Below are 19,963 nucleotides of genomic sequence, written 5' to 3' on the forward strand. Positions count from 1 at the left end.
CATAGGTACCTTGTTCACCCATACAGCATTTACGCTGGTCATTACAGCCGTAGCAAGATCAACTTTGCGCTCCATTAATATAGGTTGCGTGAAGGCTGTAACGAAAAACATACCAACACAGAAGACTGCACCCACTATCGATCCCAGTACCAGGAATGGCAATAAGCTTTCTAAACTCTCAATCTGATGCTGGGGATACAATGCATGGATGAGCGATGCGACACGCAACCAGAAGATCATAAGCACCATAAGTAAAATGCCAAAGCCCCACTCGTTCACTGCATTACGGCGTATTGCCCGCACTGAGTGACGTAATGATGGCTTGTGGCCTTTTTCCAGCTCCCAGCTCACGTCGTATAGACCTGCCGCCAGGAATGGACCAATCAACATAAAACACACTATTGAAGGCAGAATAACCAAGTGCCAGCCGGTTAACGCTACCAGATAAGAAATAAACCAGGGTATTGCGGCAAAAATTAATCCGTAGAAAATAGAAATAAGTGGTGTGCGCAGAAAATCCTGCAAGCCTAACGACAACCATTTTATGGGATCGCCGACATCCAGTTCCTTACAAGGTATTACGCGGGCAATTCCACTCTCGGTTATAGCATTTTGCGGTGTTTCTTTGAAATGTTGTGACATAGCTTCCCTCAACCATACGCTATTGACTCAATAACACCGGTATAAAGGCAAGATTCCCACACGCTCACGCCTGCGCTTTTATTCCGGTCTTACTATATACGATAGCGTCGAATGGAAAAGTTCACAATTATTTAACACAATTTATTCAGTGAATTTACAGAATGCTATCTAAGTTGAATAGGTTGCCAGCGGACCTTTTGATTGAAGTGCTTGCTAAGCTTCTGATTAAATTCGTAAAAGCTAACACATTCCTGATCTACCCCGGTCACTGAACGCAGTGAAAATCGATGGCAATTATTGCTGATAGGATCGTACTCGATGTATTGAAATACCTGATTCACGGCTCGCGTATCACATTCCGGCGCTACCAGTGGCATATAGTTGTCGTCACAGGCTACATAAATCTCACTGCCACTGCGTTGATGTAAAAACCGGGTTGGCCCAACGGCTTTAACCAGTCCATTGCCATGCAATTCGATAATATGGTCATCGCACCAAATGCCGGTATGCTCGAATACCCCATAAATACCACAACAGACCACACAACCGTCTACCGGCGTTACTCTATGCTGGCTTTCTCCCGGGTAATTATCGACGACACTGTGACTACGTGCGTTTTTTGCCAACGCGCCACCAGCATAAGCTGACGCTAATCCGGCACCTAACCAAATAAGTGGAAGTGGCATTCAACCTCCGGTTAACCATAGACTGGTGATTTTATAATCGGAACATACCTATATATAGGTGTAATCCAAAGATTCTACAATCCAGGAAATGTAACAGTACGTGTTGTCTGAACAGTGACGAATCAACCGATTTATTCCAGGCTGAAGCCAGAATTTACCGACTTCGAATAATTCCTCCTATTAATAGCCTGTATGCACAAAATTTTGCTTAACAGATCACAGGTCGATGCGATACCCTGTGGCCCTCTGGAATTTAAGTTGTTGAAGATGAAACCCTTACACAAGTCGCACAAGTTAGATAATGTTTGTTATGACATTCGAGGCCCGATTGCTGCACAAGCACGCAAAATGGAAGACGAAGGTCACCGTATCCTGAAACTGAACATAGGCAACCCTGCCCCATTCGGTTTTGACGCCCCGGACGACATTCTCAAAGACGTGATCCATCACTTGCCGACTTCACAGGGCTATTCAGACTCTACCGGAATCTACGCTGCTCGCGTGGCCGTAATGCAGTATTACCAGCAAATGAACATTCGCAATATTCAGGTTGACGACGTGTTTATTGGTAACGGCGTCAGTGAAATGATCATGATGTCGATGCAGGCCTTGCTTAACGCCGGTGATGAGGTATTACTGCCTAGTCCGGACTATCCTTTATGGACCGCAGCCGTAAGCCTGTCATCCGGCACACCGGTACATTACCGCTGTGACGAAAAAGCCGGCTGGTTCCCGGATATCGAAGATATCAAGAGCAAAATCAACAAACGTACCAAAGCCATTGTGATCATTAATCCTAATAATCCAACGGGAGCGGTATACAGCAAAGAACTGCTGCTAGAAATTGTTGAGTTAGCCCGCGAACACGATTTAGTGGTGTTCTCAGACGAAATCTACGACAAGATTTTATATGACGATGCCAAACACACGTGTATTGCCTCGCTTGCTGATGACGTGTTCTTTGTCACTTTCAGTGGCTTGTCTAAAAATTACCGTGTGGCAGGGTTTCGCGCTGGCTGGTTAATTGTGTCGGGCAACAAACGTGTAGCCAGAAGCTACATCGAAGGTCTGAACATGCTGTCATCTATGCGCATGTGCGCCAATGTGCCCTGCCAGAGTGCCATCCAGACAGCACTTGGAGGCTATCAGAGCATAAATGACCTGATCAAAGACGGTGGCCGCCTTAAACTGCAACGCGACCTGGCCGCAAACCGCCTGAATGATATAGACGGCATAGAGTGCGTCACGCCGAAAGGGGCGATGTACTGCTTTGCAAAAGTCGACGCCGCTAAATTCAACATTGCCAGCGACGAACAAATGATTTTCGACTTGCTGAGCAGTGAGAAAATCCTATTGGTACACGGCCGGGCATTTAACCTGAATGAAGGCATTTATTTCCGCCTGGTATTTTTACCTCACAGCGATATTTTAGGGCCGGCTATGGATCGCATAGAAAGCTTCTTTAACGGCTACCGCCAGAAAGGAAAATAGATATGGCCGACAACAGCCATTTCTTTGCACATCTGGCCAGAATGAAGCTAATTCACCGCTGGCCATTAATGCACAACGTACGCATTGAAAACGTTCAGGAACACAGCCTGCAGGTAGCCATGGTGGCGCACGCCCTGGCCCTCATCAGAAACCGTTACTTTGGCGGTGATTTGAATCCCGAGCGTATAGCAACACTGGCCATGTTTCACGACGTGTCTGAAGTGTTAACCGGCGACCTGCCAACTCCGGTCAAATACTTCAACCCGGCAATCAAAGACGAATATAAGAAAATCGAAAAAATCGCCGAACAAAAACTGATCGACATGGCGCCGGTGGACTTCAGGGAAGACTATGCCAAACTGATCGACAGCCAGTACCACAGTGAAGATGAAGCCTTTATTGTGAAAGCCGCCGATGTGCTCTGCGCGTATTTAAAAACGCTGGAAGAGCTAAACTCAGGCAATCGCGAGTTTACCCTGGCCAAGAAAAGACTCGACCAGATGCTAAAAGACTATCACTCCGACGAAGTGGACTATTTCTTAAAGCGTTACGTACCCAGCTTTTCACTCAGCCTGGACGAAATTACCCAGGAAGATACGCATAATTAAGCAACGGATGTCCTATGCAGCATAACGAGCCTACCCTGACAGACAATGACAATTGGCAATTAGCATGGTGGGAACGACGATTACCGCGCACCCAGGCCAGAGACGGCGATCACCGTTCACCGTTTCAGCGAGACAAAGCCCGGGTATTGCACTCTGCCGCTTTTCGCCGTCTGCAGGCAAAAACACAAGTGCTTGGGGTAGGACTCAGTGACTTCTACCGCACCCGGTTAACCCATTCACTTGAAGCTGCACAGATTGGCACGGGTATTACCGCGCAGCTGCAAGGAAAATTCCCTCGTTTAACCGAGCACGTGGGTCTGGATCCCTACTTAATCGAAACCCTGTGTCTGGCTCACGACATTGGTCATCCTCCGTTTGGTCACGGTGGTGAGATTGCACTGAATTACATGATGCATGGACACGGCGGGTTTGAGGGTAACGGACAGACGTTCCGCATTGTTACGCAGCTTGAGCCCTACACCGCCGAACACGGCATGAACCTGAGCCGCCGCAGCGTGCTGGGTTTGGTGAAGTACCCCAATTTTATTGATGCGTTAACGAATCACGATTTACTGCCCTCGCCTTCGGTAAGTCTGCGCCAGGTAAAAGCAGAACAATGGCATCCGCCCAAAGGCCTGTTCCGTTGCGATGAAGCCTTGTTTGACTGGTTAATCGATCCTTTTAGCCAGCAAGACAAGGACCGGCTGATGTCGTTTGAGCATGTCTCCGGAAAACACCACAAAACCACGCACAAATCCTTTGATTGCAGTGTCATGGAACTGGCCGACGATATTGCCTATGGTATTCACGACCTCGAAGATGCGATTGTCATGGGCATGGTAAAACGTGCGGAATTTGTTGAAGAACTCCAGTCAGAGCTGGAACAACTTCAGGTACCCTGGCTGTCTGAGCACATAGCAGGTATTGGCACACGGTTGTTCAGTCAGGCTCAACACGAGCGTAAAAATGCGATTGGTGCTTTGGTTAATTGTTTCATTACCGCCATTCGTATTGAAGAAGATGCAGCCTTTGAGCACCCGCTTCTGCGCTATCAGGCGGTATTGCCGGAACACCATCACAATGCGCTGGGTTTGTTTAAGAAGTTTGTCTACATGAAAGTCATCCGTAAACCGGAAGTCCAGCTGTTGGAATACAAAGGTCAGCAAGTGGTAATGGAATTGTTCGAGGCTTTCAGTGCCGATCCAACACGCCTGCTTCCCGAGAACACCCGTAAACGCTGGCTGGTAGCCGAAGAGCATAACAACGGCCATCGGGTCATTGCCGATTATATCTCAGGTATGACCGATGAGTTTGCTGCCCGTTTGTACTCTAATATGTTTGTCCCGAAACGGGGCGGTATTCTGGATACGCTGTCTCTGTAAGCGTCTTTTGAAATCTTTTTGCACCCTTTGCGGTCTTATATCGTAGCAATGGTGTCAAATTCTTTACAGAGCAGGTTTATGAAACGATTTCGCCCCTCACAAACGTTTACGGATAACCAGGTAACCGACGAAAAGGTCTTTCAGGATCGTCGCCGTGTTTTAAAGTCGCTGGGGTTTGTTGGTGCCGGCACGTTACTCAGCCAATCAGCCCATGGGTTTGGCTGGTTCGACAGCGAACCCGAGTTTGAAGCCAAACCGCTGTCATTTACCCCCTCAGAGAAGTTCACCACAGACGAAGCCAAAACGCCCTACGCGAAGGTTACGTCCTACAATAATTTTTATGAATTTGGTACGGGCAAAGACGATCCGGCCGAACGCGCGAAAAGTTTTAAAACCGATCCCTGGACATTACGAATTGACGGCTTGGTGAAGAATCCGATTACTCTGGATTACGATGCCATTATGAAGCAATTTGCGTTTGAAGAGCGCATTTACAGAATGCGTTGTGTCGAAGCCTGGTCAATGGTGATCCCGTGGGTGGGCTTTGAACTCAATAAGCTCATTCAGTTGGCGTCGCCACTGGGTTCCGCCAAATATGTCGCGTTTGAAACCCTGCACGACCCGAAACAAATGCCCGGTCAGCGCAACCCTTTCATTGGTGGCGGTATTGATTACCCCTATGTGGAAGGACTGCGCCTGGACGAAGCGAATCACCCGTTAACGCTGATGGCTACCGGCGTTTATGGCAAAACACTGCCACCACAAAATGGCGCCCCCATTCGGTTAGTTGTACCGTGGAAATACGGTTTCAAAAGCATTAAATCGGTCGTGCGAATTACGCTAACCGAACGCCAGCCCCCTACCACCTGGAATCGATTGGCATCGAATGAATACGGTTTTTATGCCAACGTAAACCCAAAAGTAGCTCATCCACGATGGAGTCAGGCGAGTGAGCGCCGGATTACCGACGGAGGCGTATTCAATCAGCAGCGCATTGCCACACGCATGTTTAACGGCTATGACGAGGTCGCGCCCTTGTATGCAAATATGGATTTAGCCCGCTACTATTAAGTGCCCTTTGTGAAACGATTACTCAGCAAACCTCTGGCCTTGACGCCTGTGCAGTTGCGCCTGTTTAAGGCCGGGTTACATGCCTTGTTTTTAGGGTACCTGATATTCTTGGGCTGGGCCGCCGTAACCGACAACCTGGGCGCAGATCCGGTAAAAGCGCTTATCCACAGCACAGGCACAAGTGCATTAAACCTGTTGCTGCTTACCTTGCTGATAAGCCCTCTTGCTAAACATTTGCCATTTCCTTCGCTGATGCAATGCCGCAGGCTGATTGGGATCTACGTCTTCGTTTATGCATTGCTGCATTTGACCAGCTATGTGAGTTTTGAATTGCAGTTTGACTGGGCGCTGATTGCCAGCGAAGTCATAGAGCGGCCTTACATCACCGTTGGTTTTATTGCGTTACTGGACTTAATGCTGTTGACCATAACCTCTCCGATGTGGGTAAGACGGAAAATGAAGCGCAACTGGCAGCGACTACACAACAGTATTTATCTCACCGCACTGCTTGCGCTGGTGCATTTCAGTTGGTCGCGTAAAACCGCGCTGCAGGAACCGCTGCTCTATTGGATCATTGCACTGATGATCATGCTGCCGCGATTCAATTACTGGTTTAAGCGGTTAACACCTCGACATTAACAGTGTTACCGATACCGACGCTGCATAATGCGAGCAATGTCGTTCACAGTTTAAGTAACGAGCCTGCCTGAATAACACTTGCCAGAGACTGTAAAAAAACAAAGCGACACTGTATACAGCGCCGCTTTGAGGTTTCCCTTTATTTACGTATCAAATGCTATGGAAAATCCACATCTATGCGTTCAATTAGAATTTCATTGGCTTCGTCTGCCGTAAATGCACCGTTTAACTGAATTGCAATACGCTCGATATTTGCAATATTGCCATTTCCATCAGGTTGCGGGTAAAACGTAATCTGATTTGTTCCCACGCTTAACGGTTCTATTGCGCCATAAATACGTGCATAGTTCGGTGCACCGGTTTGAATATACCCCTGAACACTGACGCTGCCATCACCAGGCATTCCTGTTACAGCAAACGTATAAGTGAGAGCAGCCCCTGTATAATCACGCACAGGTACGCCTAAAATATAATTGTGCGTCTGGCTGGTGTCATTGGGCAGTAAACTCACCGCTTCATAAGCAGGACGGTGTAGCACACTGGCATTTGTTCCGTAATCACCACGTAATCCTTCTGCATCAGACACAAAGTCATAGGTAATAGTCTCAGCAGTTGGCAGTGTCGTGGGTATTTCCAGACGGACATGGGTCAATTCAACGTAGTCCTCAGTACCACTGCTCAAAGGTCCATTCAGCTGAATACCCAGACGTTCAACGATAGACAAATCGCCATTCGCATTCTCTGTGGGCGCAAACATAATGACATTTTCACCTGCCTGTGGATTTACTACCGAACCGTAAATACGGCTATATGATGGTGCGCCGGTTTGTACATAGGGTTGGATCGTCATGCCCCCATCAATCTGTGCTTGTGTTACGTTTAACGTGTAATACAGCACTGCACCATTCAAGTCAGTGAGACTAATTTCTTCAATATACTCCTGTACATTGCGGCTTTCCCACGCTGGAATAAGCAGTGCAGCTGGAATAGCAGCATCGTAGCCTACCGATGCCGATGTACCATAGTCTCCGCGCCAGCCTTGAGCGCCATCACTAAAATCGTACTCAACGACCTGAGGGGGTAAATCATCACCAGGCACGACAATTTGTACCTGTCTGGCAAAACTGGTGTATTCCCCTTCGGAAACTTGCACATACAGGTTGTATAAACCCGGTGTAAGCGCCGCCGCAACATGCACTTCGCCATTTTGAGGGTCCAGCGTAAATAAACCTGCATCGTTGCCACTTAAAATTCGCCATAACACAGCATCGCCTGATTGATGAGGATTACCCATGTAATCTGATGACTCCAGATCTGCAATCAGCGTACCTGCTTCGGTTGTCTCGTCTATGGTAATCACTGATGGTTGTTCGAACTGAGGGGCCAATTCTCTGACATAGCCTTTAAGCCAGGTAAGCGCCGCTTTTTCAACGCCTGTATCGTACGCCAGAATAGCGCCCTGGGCTTCACGCCAATGTCCCGGTAGATAGCCCCATACAGTAATGCCTTCAATGGCAGGGTGTTGCCAAAAGGCAGGGAACAAACGTTGAAATTCAAGTAATTGAGTTAGTTCGTCTGTGCCATCTACATCCAACTCTGTGAGATAGATATCCAGGCCGGTTTGGGTGTCCATGCGATCAATATTGTTCAGCATGGTATCCAGTGGACCCGTTGTAGAAAAAGCATGTCCCTGAAATCCGATGGCATCGATCAATCCACGAGATTGCAACAGATTCGCCAATTCGATGACTTTGTCTGTACGTGTGTCAGAGTTAATAACACTGTACTCGTTAAACATAAGCTGTGTACTGGACGGGAAAATATCCCTGGCCATTTGAAACGCATTTACTATCCAGTCGTAATCCTGTGCTTTTTGCGCTGCTGTACTGGCAGAATCCCCTCTGGCTATGAAGAATGCTTCGACCTCAGCAGTCACCTCAGGCGCATACAACCGTAAACCGTCAACATAATTGGGTCTGCCATTGCCACCGTCGGGTGGTGCATTGTCGAATTCATTTACGACTTCAATAAAGTCGATTGCCGGATATCGTGCATTGACTGCTTCATACCACTCCAAAATTTCCTGAAGTTGCTCTTGCGGTGACAATGAATCAATCCAGGCCGGCTGCTGACTGCCCCAAACCAACACATGGTGTTTGTAAATAAATCCATTATCTTTAGCGAGATTATACGCCTCATCAAGTCCCGACCAATTGTATTGATCCCGTACCGCTTCAACCGAGCCCCACTTACCCGCATTTTCAGCGGTTACCTGGTTCCAGTATGCTTCGAAATTCGGACGCTGATTTCCACAACATACGCCTCCAAGGAATTTTGACTTTCCATCTGCCAGCGGCGGCCCCTCAGGCGTGTAGGTTTCAGGTGGTGGCAGCACAACACCAGGCAACCCATCTTCGAGCTGCTCTACCGTGTATGAAACACCGGCCGGTGCGAAAACAAAACTGTCAATGTCCAATCCATCCTCACGACCGGCGTAACGGAATATCGCACTGGTATTGTCGTCAGCCACCGAATAACGGCCTTCTGGAATAGCAACCCACATAAACGAAGTTAAATTTGGCTGCCCACCGGGTTCCACAATGGCGTCGGGGGAATAGCCCGCCTCGCCGGGTGCAGCAAAACCGCTAATTCCGTTAACTAGCTGCCAATCATGCACAGCACCCAACGTTGTCGGAATGTACATACTGTCATCACTAAAACCGTCAGGTCCCACTCGCACACGAGCATAGAGCGTATAGTCTCCTGCCTGAGAAAAATCCACCAGCAGCTCACCTACCCGGCTGTCATCTTCGGGTGGCGCTGTGGCATTGACCACGGTTGTCACATAACTCGGATCACCCGGTTGGATCTGCATGTCTATACCCAGGTAATTCAGTGTCGCTGACTTGCCGCCTTCCGCTTCGGCGTAAACGCCGACTAGCGGGTTATCCTGTTGTAATACCGGTGTGAAAGACAGCTGCCTGCGTGCTAAATCAAAAGAGACGGCAACCCTTGTACTCGCACCGGCTGCAAGCTCTCCCGCCTCAACGAGAAAATACGGAACCCCATCACCTGTGTAGCCATCTGCACCATTTACCGCAATCGAACTATCAGTAATGAGTAACCTGAATGGGCCGGTCATTTCTTCACTGCTTGTGTTGGTAACGGTAACCACTGAGGTATATACACGATTAACTCTGTCAACAGTGGGGCGAGAAACACTGGAAGTGACATCGCTCCCCACCGATAACCAGGCAGCCTGACTGACATTGCTGACACCCAGCGACGCGCAGAATATTGCTGAATAAAGGAGTCCGGGCTTCATTGTTCACCCCCACTCTTGCGATGTTTGCGAACAAAGAATATGCCCGCCAGACCAAGTCCGATTAACAACGCATGTGAAGGCGCATTTACCTGCATGTTAGCGTTCGAAGGCGTTATCGCTACATTGTCGATTTGAAGCCATGACCCGCCAAAATCACTACCGAACTGATCAAAGCCAATGAGTAGTTGAAACTCCAGTGTCAGGTTAGAAATTGAACTCAAGGTTTCAGACAACATAATGTCGATTGAATAACTGGCAGCACCGTCAATATCCGCGTTTAGCACACTGCCCAGTGCGCCGCTTTCATCCAGGTACTTACCACTGCCATCGCCAAACGCGACAAAGAAATAATCAGCAATAAAACCAAAATCTGAGGAGGTCAATTCGGAGTTCACACTGAGCTCGGCGGTAAATTGATACTGTTGACCACTTTGTAAATTAATGTCCTGATAGAGCGTATTAGCAAACCAGGCATCCGTGTTAAAACTGTCGACGTTCACAATCGCTGCGCATCCCGGAGGCGCGCTAAGCATAAAGTCGTTTTGGGTACTGGTATCACCAAAGCCATCGGTGTCTTTCATCCAGCCACTGTAACTGCAGTTGTCAAAACTACCATTAGTAATAACACTCGCGTAGCTAAGTTGTGCAATGCCCAGCAACAGAAGCAGGCATCCAAATTTTAGTTGTTTCATGTATCACCTTTCATACTATGTAAGTGTGCAAGCTGTTCCAAAAATGAACAAAATGCGAACAGGGATACGCATTGTTACCGGCTTAATTTAACGCCGAATACACATTTTTTTTACATTCACGTTATTTTTTTGCACAAATATCCCATCACATCTCAAAATCAGACGCGTTGTGAAATTCAATAATCACAAAGGCAAAAACAATAAACAAAGCAGCGACTTATACATTTATTACCAGTCATAACAACATGTACAAACATAAACACTTGCAACCATAAGGCACCTTCAAGACAAATTTCTTCATGTGCGACTGCTAGACGACGAGATCACTTAAATATATTGAGGGAGAGTGAGCACCAGGCAATGTGAGTAAAAAAAAGACAAAAAACACTTGCATGTTGTTTTATACAGTACTACTGTATATTCATACACTGTATAAACAGACACTACTTATTGAGAGGCTACAACATGGCTACTGTTAACCAATTACACAACATTATTGCGTTTCCGGTTTCTGCTCAGTTGCGAACTACATCGCAAAAAGGCTGGAGTTACCTGTTGTCATCGTCACTGGCCTTCAATAAAAGCATTGATCACGCAATACGTATCCAAAAGCCGAATGAAGAAATGGTGCCCCAGTGGATTCGCAAACTGATAACCAGCGGGCAATGCAGCACTATCTATGTCGAGGATTTATCCCTGCCGCAGCATGAGCAAGTGCTGATCAAGCAGCTTTGCGACCAATATTCAGTTTCTCTGATTGGCTTGTCGGTTAACGATAAGCAAACTGGTAGACAAGCTGATAACGTTTTACAAGGCCCTTGGTAATCTACTACACGGATTAATTGATAAAGTTCTTTTTCCCGTAAGTCTGAGCCATTAAACTTGTCAGAAACAAATCTTGAGATAGTCTGATGGTCGACAGTTGTTACTGCTGCAGCAGTAAACCTTATGAAAAATGTTGCGCACCGTTTCATAGTGGCGCACAAACTCCACCGACGACTGAAGCGCTGATGCGCTCACGTTATGCGGCTTATTGCATACAGGATTGGCCTTACATCCTTAAAACTTATGCAGAAAAATCCAGAGAAGGGCTTACCGAAGCCATGCTTGCCGAACACGCCGACGAGCAAACCTGGTTACATTTGTCGATTGTACCCTCCCCTGCGTTAACCTCACATCAGGTAGAATTTAAAGCGTACTACGCAATTGCAAAACAGTGTTTTGTGCTTCATGAAACCAGTGACTTTGAAACAGAAGCCGGTGAATGGCGATACACAACTGGATTACTCCATGATGATACCGGTAAACTAAGTATCGGCAGAAATGACGCATGCTTATGTGACAGTGGCAAAAAATTTAAACAATGCTGTCTGAAGCGACTGTAGCACTAATCCTCCATCTCCATTGATGCAGCAATTGCGTGCGGGCACTATTACGTGAATGCTTGATGGTGTGAATGCTTAAATACGAGAGTTAAATCCAAAATAGACAAGGCTTTTACTCAGGATTCAACTAACCCCAAACTCACTCCCAGTATTACTTAGGTAAAACGTTGATAGCGATCACAGGTAACACATTTATGCGCTCTACGCGTGATGATTCAAGCTAAATAAATGTGTCCTGCTGAGCACGACAAATAGCATTCAAACACACTGAATGTCGTAACCCTCTGCCTATTTTGTACCTATGTCATGAAATTCCGCACAAGTACTTATCATCAAAAATAGACATAAGCCGCAATAACGGTACTATCTTAAGGTGAGGTATCTTCAATACCGCGATAATAAAAACGAACGAGAGAAATACTATGAAAGCGAAGTCCTTTACCCTGGTTGCAGCTGGCGTTGCTGCTGTGCTGTCGGGTTGTCAGCCCGCCCCAGAAAAAGCTCAGACCCAACCAACCGAAACCGCGCTAACCGCAGAAGATGCGCGTATCTTTGTCGATGCGGCTCAACGCGAGATGACTAAAATGTCTGTGCCCGCAGCGAAAGCGGCCTGGGTATATGCCACCAATATTAACGACGACACGGCTACGGTAAATGCTTACCTTTCTGAGCTTTACAGTAACCGCGCTGCCGAACTGGCAAAACAAGCTGCCGATTTCAATCACGTTGAGGCAGATCCGGACTTACGCCGTAAACTGGATTTAATGCGCGCCGGCTTAACTATGCCACCACCAGCAAACCCTATGAAATCGGAACGGCTGGCTCAAATCGGTTCTGAACTGGATGGCATGTATGGCAAAGGCAAATACTGCCGCAGCGAAGACGACTGTATTGGCCTGGTTGAGATGAGTTCTGCCATGGCCACCGAGCGTGACGCCGATTTACTGTTGGAATACTGGGAAGGTTGGCGTGAAGTCTCTGTTGCCATGAAGCCGCTTTATGCAGAACAGGTTGGCATTGCCAATGAAGGAGCGAAGGAACTCGGCTTTAGCAACGTCAGTGAGTTATGGCGTAGCAAATATGACATGCCAGCCGATGATTTTCCGATTGAGTTAGATCGTCTCTGGGGCCAGGTTAAACCCCTGTACGATGCATTACACTGCCATGTTCGTGCAGAGTTAGGCGAGTATTACGGTGAAGACATTGTGCCCCAGGACAAGCCTATTCCAGCCCACCTGCTGGGCAATATGTGGGCCCAGTCATGGGGAAATATTTATGACATTGTAAAGCCTGACACGCCCATGCAGGTACCAGATGTCACAGCCGCGCTGCGCGATCAGGACTATGACGAAATCAAAATGGTTAAGCAGGCTGAGTCGTTTTTCTCTTCGTTAGGTTTTGACGAATTACCGGACTCATTCTGGACGAATTCCCAGTTCAGTAAACCCGCCGATCGCGATGTTCAGTGTCATGCATCAGCGTGGAATGTAGACAATGTGGACGATCTGCGGATTAAGATGTGTATTCAAATTACCGGCGAGGAGTTTAACGTTATCCACCACGAGCTGGGGCATAATTACTATCAGCGTGCATACAACCAGCAACCCTTCCTGTATCAGGGTTCAGCTAATGACGGTTTCCATGAAGCAATTGGTGATACTATTGCGCTTTCTATCACGCCTAAGTATTTGAAAGAAATTGGCCTGATTGATGAAATCCCGGATCCTTCTAACGATATTGGCATGCTGCTTCAGGTTGCGCTGGATAAAATCGCCTTTATTCCGTTTGGATTAATGGTTGATCAATGGCGCTGGAAGGTAATGGCCGGAGAGGCAGGCCCTGAAGAATATAATAAACTGTGGTGGGAATTGCGTGAGAAATACCAGGGCGTAATGGCACCGGTTGCCCGTGACGCAGACGCTTTCGACCCGGGTGCGAAATACCACGTTCCGGCCAATGTGCCCTACACGCGCTACTTCCTCGCACATATTCTACAATTCCAATTCCACAAAGCATTGTGTGATATTGCAGGCGACAACGGCCCACTGAACCGCTGCTCTATTTATGGCAGTGAAGAAGCCGGTACTGCGTTAAACGAAATGCTGGAAATGGGACAGAGCCGCCCCTGGCAAGAAGCACTTGCTACCATTACGGGTTCACCGGATATGGATGCCAGTACCATTGAAGCCTATTTTGCCCCGCTTAAAACCTGGCTGGATGAGCAAAACAAAGACCGCCAGTGCGGTTGGTAAATCAACATTAGTCGAATGGGCTGCCTTTGCAGCCCATTACCAGTCTATGGTGACAGGCTGATCGCGATCGGTCTGTAGCCACTGCCCGTCAAACTCCAGCTCAGTAACTTGAATGACACTTCTGCGTGTGCTGGCATCATCGGTCCCTTCATTTGACGGTATTTTGCCCGGATGCGTAAAATAAAACAGGAATGCCCTGCCGTCCTGCACTACGACATCAGGATGCTGACCAATCACACCGTCCTGTTCGCCTTTACCCGGTTCACTCAATAAATAGCCTGACTGCTGCTGCCAGCTGTCCAAATCGGCAGAACGATACACTGACAGCCCTCGCCAGGCATCAACAACCATCCAGTACCAGCCTTGCCAGTAAAATACCACGGGCCCCTCGCCCCGGCTGGAGAGCGCGGCTTTGCCCTTGTCCTGCCAATCATACAGGTCTTCACTGTCGGCAAAGTAGATTGACTTACCATCAGGCTCATCATTATAAAAAAGCCGGAATCCGCCGTCGGGCTTTGCGATGACATCGGCATCAATCACTTTTTCAGTATTGAGTTTCAGCGTTGATTGATACGTCCAGGTCAACAGATCAGCACTGGTGAAGTGCGCAATGGTGCGTGGATGCGACCAGTTGTCAAAAATACCTGGCACCATGGTTAAATACATGTGGTACTGGTCATCGTGCACGAACACATCGGGTGCCCATAACGTTTCCGTTACCCCACTGCCGTTGAACTGAGCATCCTGTAGATAGTCCCACTCCCGGCCATTTTTAGAGGTCGCGATACTGATGGGGGTACCATGAACCCACTCGACGCCCTGTAATCCCACTACATTTGCGCGCCGATTGGTGTAGAACATCAGCCAGCGCCGCCCTTGTTTGTCCCACACGATTGAAGGATCGGCTGCACCATCATAGACAGGGTCCTGATAGAGTGGCTGTGGTGCAACAGCAGTTGATGCGTCCTTATTTGCGGAATCGCAACCAAACAGCACACATAGGCAACTGACTACAGCAACGATAAGGCGCACTGCATATTTACGCTCATATCCTGCTGGATGGGCATTAAGCTCCTTCATACCACTTCTCGTTTTATTCTTATGTGCCTGCACTTTAAGTGAGGAGCATACTGCTAACCTAGCCATTAAGCGGAATGATGCGCTTTTTCCCACATTTGATTTATATATGAACTCGCATCAGAAGCTACCCAGCAAAAAACCATTCAGGTATGCTTGACTCTGGAGTTAACTCCAGGGTTTATACTGACACTATGAAAACACAAAACAGCTATAAAATTGGTCAACTGGCCAGTATCACCGGACTAACGGTCGACACTATTCGCTTCTACGAAAGCAAAGGCCTGATCACGCCGGCAACACGCAGCGCGTCAGGCTACCGGCTCTATTCCCAGGTTGATATAACCACATTGCAGTTTATTCAGCGAGCCAAACGGGTTGGCTTTACACTGGATGAAATCCACGAGCTACTGGCCCTCAAACTTCATCCTGACGACCATACCTGTGAAGAAGTAAAGCAGTATACTGCAGACAAAATGCAGGAAGTGAACGAAAAAATCGCCGAATTAGTGCGAATTCGTGATTCTTTGCAAGCGTTACACAACGTGTGTTGCGGCGGAAACGAAAGTGCCGCCCATTGTTCAATTTTACAAATGCTGGATACGGTGGATACCTTATGAGTGAATTAACTGCCCTGTTCGAAAACTTTGCTGTGTTATTTATGGAATCTGCTCCCTGGCTGTTGTTGGGCCTGCTTATTGCTGGGCTAATGCATGAGCTGGTCCCAGTGGATATCCTTAAAAAACACATGGGCAATGCCAGTACCAAAGCGATCGGCAAAGCCGCGGTCATCGGCGCGCCCCTGCCGCTCTGCTCCTGTGGTGTCATCCCAGCAGCCATTGGGCTACGCCGTAGCGGAGCCTCAAAACCCGCTACCGTATCCTTCCTGGTCGCCACACCAGAAACTGGCGTCGACTCGGTGTCGGTCTCCTACGCGTTATTGGGCCCGGTCTTTGCTATCGTCCGCCCTGTTGCAGCGATCACCAGTGCAATATACGCCGGTTTAATGGTTAAGTGGTTCGATACGCCAGATGCAAACAACCAACCCCAAACCGACCAGGCGGCCGCCACAGAGGCAGACACCAGCTCAGCCTGTTGCAGTACACAGCAACCTGAAACGAAACCTGAAACCGCATCGGCGTCCTCGTGCTGCAGTACACAAACGCAAGTAGCACCGATAACCGAACCTGCCAGTTGCTGTAGCAGTGCCAAAAAAACTGAGCCTGCGGAAACTAAAGCGTCTTGTTGTAGTACCACAGCGCAACAAAAAGCCGAAACGATAAAGGCAGACAGCCAAAGCCTGAGTGTTAAGGCACAGGCTATCTGGCAATTTTCAACGGTGAAACTCCTTAACGATCTGACGCTGTGGTTGCTTATTGGCCTGTCGCTGGCTGCCGCTATTCAAACCTGGGTACCACATCAGTTTCTGACTCAGTGGGGTGATGGATTCATTGCCATGCTGATTATGGCTGTCATCGGTATCCCCATGTATATTTGCGCGACTGCATCCACACCGGTTGCCGTGGGCTTCTTAGCTGCGGGTCTGTCACCTGGCGCCGTATTGGTGTTCTTGTTAGCCGGGCCAGCAACTAACATTTCAACCATGGGGATGATTGCCAAGGAAATGGGAAAACGAACACTGGTGTTGTACGTTTTTAGTGTGGTCAGCATTAGTATTCTGTTGGGTTACGCATTAAACATCGCCATTCAGGCATTTGAGTTATCAGCGTGGATCCCGCTTGGTCAGGGAGGCCATGATCACAATGACATCTCAGCGATTTACGCATTGTGCGCCATGTTGTTATTTGGCTTGATGATTCGAAATGGCTGGCAATCTTTGCAACAACGGTTTGCAAAGCCAGCCAGCAGTAGCTGCTGTCATTAGGGCCTGTTCGTCGGTATTGCGGGCTAAAACAAAAACAGACATCACGGTTTAAATGATAGTCACTGGCCGGCTACTTTGTATTGCCCGGTTACTTTGCACTGCCCGACGTGGTCGCAATGGTAGCAATGAGAGATAAGTTGCCCTAGAACCACCCACTGACACTGGCGGTGATTACCTTGCCGTCAGTGCCAATATCGATATTACATCGATACATACGCAAACTCACGGCACTGTCCGAGACTATTCGTCTGCCGTAATCTGTGTGTTGCTGCGTTACCTCCAACCAATTCGCTGTGCCCAGTTGCTTCAATACACTTTGCTCAGTGACGCCCGCGCTGAAATTGCCACACAAAAACACAACTTCACTGCGAGCTTCACTCCAGAAGAACACGGAAATGATTAGGCTGATAAATAACAAAACGGCAACCAGCGTGCGCGCTATTTTGGGGGAAAGTGACATACCGTCGTCCTTGATACAGAGCTACTTTCTCAATTTTTGCAGATATTCCCGATTGGTCAATAGCTGTGCGTTAACCCGATTAACCTGCTGCTGAACTTCGCGACGAAAACGCTCAATCAGAGGCTGTTGAAGCGCCAGCCGTCCGCACGACTGCCATTGTTCCGCACGGAATCCCATACCAAACAACACATATTGTTTACTGGCAGAAGAAAAAAGCTCTTGCCGGTTGCTGGATTCGTAGAGTCCGGGTGGCTGGCTTTGCCACAGCTGTAACGCCTCACTCAACGAATCAGTCCAGCTTTCATGTTGCTGATGAGCCCGCCAGTAGGCGGAGTCGGTACGATCCGACAGCACGTAATGCAACTTAATGAAGTCGATGATCTCCCGCCAGCGCTCATTGGTAAGCTGATTAAATCGCTTCGTCAGTACCGGCATTGCCGATGGCGAGCGGGGTAATTGCTCTGCAACCCACTCGGCTGACTTTTCTATGAGCACCAAAGCCGTAGCTTCTAACGGCTCTACAAAACCGGCGGAGACACCAATCGCCACACAATTGTGATGCCAGAAGTATTTTCGGTGGCCGGGGTCAAATTTGATTACCCGCGTACTGACCTCGTCTTGCTGCAAATTAGGGTCATTAACAATGTAATTACGCAACGTTTGCTCAGCGTCTTCAACGGCACAGAATTCGCTGGCGAAGACATGCCCGATTCCACGACGATGTTGTAAAGCGATATCCCAAATCCAGCCACTCGTCTGCGCTGTTGCAACCGTAGCGGATGCAATGGGGGTTTCCGGCGCTGCATGATTAACCTGCGCAGCAATCGCGGTATCATTGAATAAGACACCTCGCTGAGAGACAAACGGGATCTGATAGTGCTTGCCCATCAGTACTGCTGCAAAGCCACTGCAGTCGATAAACAAATCCCCTTCTACCGTGTTGCCATCTTCCAGTTGCAAAGCCTTAATTGCTCCGCTGTCGTGGCTGACAATGTGAGCAACATGTCCTTGACGATAGGTTACGCCCAGTTTTTCCGTGCAGTGTGCTTGTAACAATGCCACGAATTTTCCGGCGTTCAGGTGATACCCGTAGTTGTAGGTAAAAGCGTACTCGGGGAGTTGGGGCAGTTTCGGTGACAGTTGGCGTTCACAGGCATGCCCCTGAGCGCTAACCCAGGATTCAAAATCCTGCGGATAACCGGCTTCAATCCAGGCATCGGCCAGACTCACTGCGCCATAGCCTGCTGGTGCCGTGAACGGATGATAATAATGCTGCGCGGGATTTTGTCGCCAGCCTGCAAATTTCGAAGCCTGTTTGAAGCTAGCGTCGCAGCAGCTTAAAAACGCCCGCTCAGACAAGCCAATTTGCTTCAACGTGTCACGCATGGTGGGCCAGGTGCCCTCACCCACTCCCAGATTTTTAACGTCCGGCGACTCAAGCAATACCAGTTCCGTGTTACTGTTTTCACCTAACAGCGGGTGCCTGGCAGCAATAATTCCCGCCGTTAGCCAGCCCGCGGTGCCTCCACCAACAATAACAACTCGTGTCTTCTTACTTGCGGTATTCATGGGTTATGCGCTTTTATCAGCCGGACAGTATTGTTTTATAAAGGCATCATGTTCGGGAAGCTGCGCCAGCGCATTGTTTACCGACTGTTTGAACGCCGTTAACTGCTGCGTCAACGATGCGGTGGGTAACATGCGGCTGGCGCCGTGATGGCGTTTTGGCATCAGGCCCTGGCCCATCATCACCTGCACCCAGGAGTCAACACGGAACAGCGCCACATCGTCAGGCCACACATAACCATGTTCGGCAAACATTGCCATGCGATGTTGCAGCGACTCAGGAATCTCCATGTTTCGGTAAAAATCCCAGAACGCACTGTCATCGCGTTGTGTCAGATGGTAATGCAGCACAATAAAGTCGCGGATCGTTTCCATTTCTTTTTGGGTTTCGCGGTTATAGCGCTCTGCCAGAAGACCACACTCCCCCTCAAACGGAAACAACTTCATCAATCGAATCAATGCCGTCGTCACCAGATGTATACTGGTTGATTCTAACGGCTCAAGGAATCCACTGCTCAAACCGATTGCTACGCAGTTCTTTGCCCATGCCTGCTGACGCATACCGGTTTTAAATTTCAGGTACCGCGGTTCAGTGACCGCTTCACCAGTCACGTTTGACATTAATGTGGCTAATGCAGTCTCGTCATCAGAGAAACGACTGCTGTACACAATACCGTTTCCTACTCGGGACTGAAGCGGAATTCGCCATTGCCAACCCGCCTTATGCGCAGTTGCAAGGGTGTAAGGTCTGGGCAGCTCATCGGCGGTGGTTTGTACGGCAATAGCGCGGTCTGCAGCAAGC

General features: G+C 48.5%; 18 protein-coding genes. 10 read left to right on the top strand and 8 right to left on the bottom strand.

Annotation, left to right across the window (positions count from 1 at the left end; translation table 11 throughout):
- Both AC4MRN_RS11195 and AC4MRN_RS11200 read right to left on the bottom strand, forming a co-directional pair.
- Window positions 1-642: DUF2189 domain-containing protein (locus AC4MRN_RS11195; RefSeq protein WP_491203318.1), on the bottom strand; the 642-nt coding region annotated here is incomplete at its 3' end.
- A gap of 164 nt (window positions 643-806) precedes the next feature.
- Entirely contained in the window at window positions 807-1,328 is a 522-nt protein-coding gene (locus tag AC4MRN_RS11200) for a hypothetical protein (RefSeq protein WP_370242498.1), read from the bottom strand.
- Window positions 1,329-1,595: 267 nt separating this feature from the next.
- On the opposite strand from AC4MRN_RS11200, the gene AC4MRN_RS11205 reads away from it, so the two are divergent.
- The 5 genes from AC4MRN_RS11205 to msrQ all read left to right on the top strand — a co-directional run bounded on the left by AC4MRN_RS11205 (window position 1,596) and on the right by msrQ (window position 6,519).
- Window positions 1,596-2,819, top strand: a complete 1,224-nt coding sequence (locus tag AC4MRN_RS11205; protein WP_073324854.1) for a pyridoxal phosphate-dependent aminotransferase — start codon at window positions 1,596-1,598, stop codon at window positions 2,817-2,819.
- 2 nt (window positions 2,820-2,821) lie between these two features.
- Window positions 2,822-3,427, top strand: coding sequence for a 5'-deoxynucleotidase (gene yfbR / locus AC4MRN_RS11210; protein ID WP_073324695.1), 606 nt, complete (start codon window positions 2,822-2,824; stop codon window positions 3,425-3,427).
- Window positions 3,428-3,441: 14 nt separating this feature from the next.
- Window positions 3,442-4,809, top strand: coding sequence for an anti-phage deoxyguanosine triphosphatase (locus AC4MRN_RS11215; protein ID WP_491203319.1), 1,368 nt, complete (start codon window positions 3,442-3,444; stop codon window positions 4,807-4,809).
- Window positions 4,810-4,887: 78 nt separating this feature from the next.
- Window positions 4,888-5,880 (top strand): protein-methionine-sulfoxide reductase catalytic subunit MsrP, encoded by a 993-nt coding sequence (gene msrP / locus AC4MRN_RS11220; protein ID WP_370242497.1) that lies wholly within the window; start codon window positions 4,888-4,890, stop codon window positions 5,878-5,880.
- A 9-nt stretch (window positions 5,881-5,889) separates the two neighbouring features.
- Entirely contained in the window at window positions 5,890-6,519 is a 630-nt protein-coding gene (gene msrQ, locus AC4MRN_RS11225; RefSeq protein WP_491203320.1) for a protein-methionine-sulfoxide reductase heme-binding subunit MsrQ, read from the top strand.
- Window positions 6,520-6,676: 157 nt separating this feature from the next.
- On the opposite strand, the gene AC4MRN_RS11230 is transcribed toward msrQ, so the two are convergent.
- Both AC4MRN_RS11230 and AC4MRN_RS11235 read right to left on the bottom strand, forming a co-directional pair.
- Entirely contained in the window at window positions 6,677-9,844 is a 3,168-nt protein-coding gene (locus tag AC4MRN_RS11230; protein WP_491203321.1) for an endo-1,4-beta-xylanase, read from the bottom strand.
- On the bottom strand, window positions 9,841-10,536 hold the full coding sequence (locus tag AC4MRN_RS11235; RefSeq protein ID WP_491203322.1) for a hypothetical protein: 696 nt from the start codon (window positions 10,534-10,536) through the stop codon (window positions 9,841-9,843). The genes AC4MRN_RS11230 and AC4MRN_RS11235 overlap by 4 nt, the downstream gene beginning before the upstream one ends.
- Window positions 10,537-11,001: 465 nt before the next feature.
- Between AC4MRN_RS11235 and AC4MRN_RS11240 the strand changes: the two genes are divergently transcribed.
- From AC4MRN_RS11240 to AC4MRN_RS11250, 3 genes are all read left to right on the top strand, one after another.
- Window positions 11,002-11,361, top strand: coding sequence for a hypothetical protein (locus tag AC4MRN_RS11240; protein WP_139241627.1), 360 nt, complete (start codon window positions 11,002-11,004; stop codon window positions 11,359-11,361).
- Between the two features lie 86 nt (window positions 11,362-11,447).
- Complete coding sequence (locus AC4MRN_RS11245) at window positions 11,448-11,921, top strand: YchJ family protein (protein ID WP_491203323.1); 474 nt, start codon at window positions 11,448-11,450, stop codon at window positions 11,919-11,921.
- A gap of 422 nt (window positions 11,922-12,343) precedes the next feature.
- Window positions 12,344-14,173 (top strand): M2 family metallopeptidase, encoded by a 1,830-nt coding sequence (locus AC4MRN_RS11250; RefSeq protein WP_491203324.1) that lies wholly within the window; start codon window positions 12,344-12,346, stop codon window positions 14,171-14,173.
- A 36-nt stretch (window positions 14,174-14,209) separates the two neighbouring features.
- Here AC4MRN_RS11250 and AC4MRN_RS11255 read toward each other — a convergent pair whose 3' ends face one another.
- Window positions 14,210-15,253 (bottom strand): family 43 glycosylhydrolase, encoded by a 1,044-nt coding sequence (locus AC4MRN_RS11255; RefSeq protein WP_491203325.1) that lies wholly within the window; start codon window positions 15,251-15,253, stop codon window positions 14,210-14,212.
- Window positions 15,254-15,444: 191 nt separating this feature from the next.
- Here AC4MRN_RS11255 and zntR point away from each other — a divergent pair, with 191 nt between their 5' ends.
- Window positions 15,445-15,870, top strand: coding sequence for a Zn(2+)-responsive transcriptional regulator (gene zntR, locus AC4MRN_RS11260; RefSeq protein ID WP_491203326.1), 426 nt, complete (start codon window positions 15,445-15,447; stop codon window positions 15,868-15,870).
- The gene (locus AC4MRN_RS11265) at window positions 15,867-17,135 is read left to right on the top strand and encodes an SO_0444 family Cu/Zn efflux transporter (protein ID WP_491203327.1); all 1,269 of its coding nucleotides are present in this window, start codon (window positions 15,867-15,869) and stop codon (window positions 17,133-17,135) included. The genes zntR and AC4MRN_RS11265 overlap by 4 nt, the downstream gene beginning before the upstream one ends.
- A 142-nt stretch (window positions 17,136-17,277) precedes the next feature.
- Here AC4MRN_RS11265 and AC4MRN_RS11270 read toward each other — a convergent pair whose 3' ends face one another.
- The 3 genes from AC4MRN_RS11270 to AC4MRN_RS11280 form a co-directional block, all read right to left on the bottom strand.
- The gene (locus tag AC4MRN_RS11270) at window positions 17,278-17,595 is read right to left on the bottom strand and encodes a hypothetical protein (protein ID WP_491203328.1); all 318 of its coding nucleotides are present in this window, start codon (window positions 17,593-17,595) and stop codon (window positions 17,278-17,280) included.
- A 21-nt stretch (window positions 17,596-17,616) separates the two neighbouring features.
- A complete protein-coding gene (locus AC4MRN_RS11275) occupies window positions 17,617-19,164 on the bottom strand; it encodes a tryptophan halogenase family protein (protein WP_491203329.1) in 1,548 nt (515 codons plus the stop codon).
- A gap of 3 nt (window positions 19,165-19,167) precedes the next feature.
- Window positions 19,168-19,963, bottom strand: a 796-nt coding sequence (locus AC4MRN_RS11280; protein ID WP_491203330.1) for a tryptophan halogenase family protein, incomplete at its 5' end; no start/stop codon positions are given.

Source organism: Marisediminitalea sp. (assembly GCF_984433645.1).